The sequence below is a fragment of the Citrobacter sp. wls827 genome (genome assembly GCF_005280875.1).
Lineage (GTDB): Bacteria > Pseudomonadota > Gammaproteobacteria > Enterobacterales > Enterobacteriaceae > Citrobacter > Citrobacter youngae.
On record NZ_SZWR01000017.1, the window covers coordinates 76,435 to 80,861 of the forward strand.

General features: G+C 50.3%; 3 protein-coding genes. 1 reads left to right on the top strand and 2 read right to left on the bottom strand.

Annotation, left to right across the window (positions count from 1 at the left end):
• Positions 1 to 45: 45 nt before the first annotated feature.
• Both pyk and FDX03_RS10870 read right to left on the bottom strand, forming a co-directional pair.
• The gene (pyk, locus tag FDX03_RS10865) at positions 46 to 1,488 is read right to left on the bottom strand and encodes a pyruvate kinase (protein WP_003034890.1); all 1,443 of its coding nucleotides are present in this window, start codon (positions 1,486 to 1,488) and stop codon (positions 46 to 48) included.
• Positions 1,489 to 1,607: 119 nt separating this feature from the next.
• On the bottom strand, positions 1,608 to 2,477 hold the full coding sequence (locus tag FDX03_RS10870; RefSeq protein ID WP_003034893.1) for a MurR/RpiR family transcriptional regulator: 870 nt from the start codon (positions 2,475 to 2,477) through the stop codon (positions 1,608 to 1,610).
• A gap of 367 nt (positions 2,478 to 2,844) precedes the next feature.
• Between FDX03_RS10870 and zwf the strand changes: the two genes are divergently transcribed.
• Positions 2,845 to 4,320 carry a glucose-6-phosphate dehydrogenase gene (gene zwf, locus FDX03_RS10875; RefSeq protein WP_061068076.1) on the top strand — a complete coding sequence of 492 codons (1,476 nt, stop codon included), beginning with the start codon at positions 2,845 to 2,847 and terminating at the stop codon, positions 4,318 to 4,320.
• The last annotated feature ends 107 nt before the right edge of the window (positions 4,321 to 4,427 follow it).

The following is a 4,427-nucleotide window of genomic DNA, read 5'->3' on the forward strand; positions in this document are numbered from 1 at the left end:
CTGTGCGCCTGATAAGTGAGTAATATCAGGCAGTCAGCAGCGTCGTTATTCTACAGTCAGAATACGTGTGGTGTTGGTGGAGCCGATGGTGCTCATGACATCACCCTGGGTCACAATCACCAGATCGCCTGACACCAGGTAGCCTTTGTCGCGCAGCAGATTGACCGCTTCGTTGGCAGCTACTACACCGTCAGTTTCGCTGTCAAAGTGGACCGGCGTAACGCCACGATACAGAGAGGTCAGATTCAGCGTACGCTCATGACGAGACATCGCGAAAATTGGCAGGCCAGAACTGATGCGTGATGTCATCAGCGCAGTACGACCGGACTCGGTCATGGCGATGATAGCGGTAACGCCTTTCAGATGGTTCGCGGCATACATCGCTGACATGGCGATAGCTTCTTCGACATTATCAAACTGTACGTCCAGACGGTGTTTAGAAACGTTGATGCTCGGGATTTTCTCTGCACCCAGACATACGCGAGCCATAGCTGCGACGGTTTCCGCCGGGTACTGGCCTGCCGCAGTTTCGGCAGACAGCATGACGGCATCAGTCCCATCCAGCACGGCGTTTGCCACGTCCATGACTTCCGCACGCGTCGGCATTGGGTTAGTGATCATTGATTCCATCATCTGCGTTGCGGTAATAACCGCACGGTTCAGCTGACGTGCGCGACGGATCAACGCTTTCTGAATACCAACCAGCTCCGGGTCACCGATTTCCACGCCCAGGTCACCACGCGCAACCATTACCACGTCAGAGGCAAGGATGATGTCATCCATCGCATTCTGGTCGCAGACGGCTTCAGCACGCTCTACCTTGGCAACAATTTTCGCATCGCAGCCAGCGTCGCGCGCCAGGCGGCGGGCATAATTCAGATCTTCGCCACAGCGAGGGAAAGAAACCGCCAGATAGTCAACGCTGATTTGCGCTGCAGTAATGATGTCTGCTTTGTCTTTTTCCGTCAGAGCTTCAGCAGAAAGGCCACCGCCAAGTTTGTTGATGCCTTTGTTGTTGGAGAGCGGGCCACCGACAGTGACTTCGGTGAAGACTTTCATACCCTGAACTTCCAGCACTTTGAGCTGTACGCGACCATCATCCAGCAGCAGGATATCGCCCGGCACAACGTCAGCAGGCAGGCCTTTGTAATCGATGCCGACTTTTTCTTTGTCGCCTTCACCTTTACCGAGGTTGGCGTCTAACAGGAATTTGTCGCCAACATTGAGAAATACTTTACCTTCTTTAAAGGTCGATACGCGGATTTTAGGTCCCTGCAGGTCACCCAAAATAGCTACATGACGTCCCAGTTTGGCGGCAATCTCACGGACTTTATCCGCCCGCAATTTGTGATCTTCTGGAGAGCCGTGCGAAAAGTTCATACGTACAACGTTCGCCCCAGCGGCGATAATTTTTTCAAGGTTGTTATCGCGGTCAGTTGCCGGGCCTAAGGTGGTAACGATTTTGGTTCTGCGAAGCCTTCTGGACATGTAATACTCCGTTGACTGAAACAACTTGGTGTTGCGTGAACATTAATCCGGCCGTTCTCGAACATAAACGGTAAAATGAACGACCCGGATGATAAAAGGGTAGAACATTGTTATTGCTTTTAGCGGTCATCACTCTTGATGAGTAATTCTTTATCAAAACGCGATTCCTTGAGCGCTTCCTTGACACGCTTCAAGTTATCTCTAAATTTTGCCCCACGGCGCAAAGTAAATCCCGTAGCCAGCACATCTATCACGGTAAGTTGAGCAAGTCGAGAGACCATAGGCATATAAATGTCAGTATCTTCCGGTACATCGAGGGTAATTGCCAGCGTTGCTTCACGTGCCAGCGGAGTACCAGGAGATGTCAGGGCAATCACCATGGCATCGTTTTCCCGCGCTAACTGCGCCAGTTCAACCAGACTTTTGGTTCTTCCGGTGTGTGAAATGAGCACAATGACATCGTCATCACTACAATTCATACAGCTCATGCGTTGCAGTACGATGTCGTCGGAATAGATAACCGGAACGTTAAAGCGGAAAAATTTATTCATCGCGTCATGTGCTACCGCGGCGGAAGAACCTAAACCAAAGAAGGCAATTTTCTTCGCCTGGGTTAATAAATCTACTGCCCGGTTTACCGCCGCGTTATCCAGCGACTGGCGAACGTGGTCGAGGCTTGCCATCGCTGACTCGAAGATTTTCCCCGTGTAAGATTCAACGCTGTCATCCTCATCTACATTGCGATTAACATAAGGGGTACCATTTGCCAGACTTTGCGCCAGATGCAGTTTAAAATCAGGAAAGCCGCGGGTGTCCATGCTGCGACAGAAACGGTTCACCGTTGGCTCGCTGACATTCGCTTCTACAGCAAGTGCGGCGATACTTGAATGGATTGCCCGCTCGGGAGAGGCAAGAATAATGTCGGCGACTTTACGCTCTGACTTGCTCAAATGTTCCAGTTTTAACTGGATTTTTTCCAGCATATTCATGATGTAGGTAGACTCATGGGTCATGGGCAAAAACGATTTCAGCGATACGGGGAAACCGATACACAATTTAGTGTATAGATATTACCCCTGCTAATGCAGCAACGGGGCAAAATGGACAGAATAGTTGTTGTTTTTTTTCATTACATGATCGGAGTCGGATTTTCATACTTCGTCATGGGTACGAAAAATACGACTTTTTTATCCATTTTGATGGGTTATACGCCAATAAAGCGGCTGTTCGCGGTAACAGCACGGCTGGATAAGCGTTTACGGTTTCCGGATTCACGTAAAAGCAGTACAGTGCACTGTAATAAAATTACAACCAGTGTCTGGCAAAAGCACCAGGCACTTAATTGAGGAGAATGACATGGCGGTAACGCAAACAGCCCAGGCATGTGACCTGGTCATTTTCGGTGCGAAGGGTGACCTGGCGCGACGGAAATTGCTGCCTTCCCTGTATCAACTGGAAAAGGCCGGTCAGATTAACCCGGAAACCCGTATCATTGGGGTTGGGCGTGCTGATTGGGACAAAGCTGCCTATACCAAGGTTGTACGCGAAGCGCTCGAAACTTTCATGAAAGAAAAAATTGATGAAAGTTTATGGGAAACTCTCAGTGGCCGTCTGGAGTTTTGTAACCTGGACGTCAATGACACCGCCGCATTTAGCCGTCTGGGCGAGATGCTGGATCAAAAATCACGTACCACGATTAACTATTTCGCTATGCCGCCAAGCACCTTTGGCGCGATCTGCAAAGGCTTGGGTGAAGCAAAGCTGAATGCTAAACCCGCTCGCGTGGTGATGGAAAAACCGCTGGGCACGTCTCTGGCGACATCCCGTGAAATCAACGATCAGGTTGGCGAGTACTTCGAAGAGTGCCAGGTTTATCGTATTGACCACTATCTCGGGAAAGAGACGGTCCTGAACCTGTTGGCACTGCGTTTTGCCAACTCCCTGTTTGTGAACAACTGGGATAACCGCACTATCGATCACGTAGAAATTACCGTGGCTGAAGAGGTCGGTATTGAAGGCCGCTGGGGCTATTTTGACCAGGCCGGTCAAATGCGCGATATGATCCAGAACCACTTGCTGCAAATCCTCTGCATGATCGCAATGTCCCCTCCGGCTGATCTGAGCGCCGACAGCATTCGCGATGAGAAAGTGAAGGTCCTGAAATCGCTGCGTCGCATCGATCGCTCGAACGTGCGTGAAAAAACGGTTCGCGGCCAGTACACCACTGGTTTTGCCCAGGGTAAAAAGGTACCGGGTTACCTGGAAGAAGAGGGCGCGAATAAGAGCAGCAATACGGAAACGTTTGTGGCGATCCGCGTCGATATCGATAACTGGCGTTGGACGGGTGTACCGTTCTACCTGCGTACCGGTAAACGTTTACCAACCAAGTGCTCTGAAGTGGTGGTTTACTTCAAAACACCTGAGCTGAATCTGTTTAAAGAATCCTGGCAGGATCTGCCGCAGAACAAGTTGACTATTCGTTTGCAGCCTGATGAAGGGGTTGATATCCAGGTACTGAACAAAGTGCCGGGTCTGGACCACAAACATAATCTGCAGATCACTAAGCTGGATCTGAGCTACTCAGAAACCTTCAACCAAACGCACCTGGCCGACGCCTATGAGCGCCTGCTGTTGGAAACCATGCGCGGTATTCAGGCTCTGTTTGTGCGTCGCGATGAAGTCGAAGAGGCCTGGAAGTGGGTGGATTCAATTACTGAAGCCTGGGCGATGGATAACGAGTCGCCGAAGCCTTATCAGGCAGGAACCTGGGGACCGGTTGCGTCTGTGGCCATGATTACCCGTGACGGTCGTTCCTGGAACGAATTCGAGTAAAAGATCATCTAGCCATTAGGTGTTATTTTACCGGTAACATGATCTAACACAGATTGTAGAATAATTTTTGCACTTTTAAACCTCGCGTGGATTCACCCGCGAGGTTT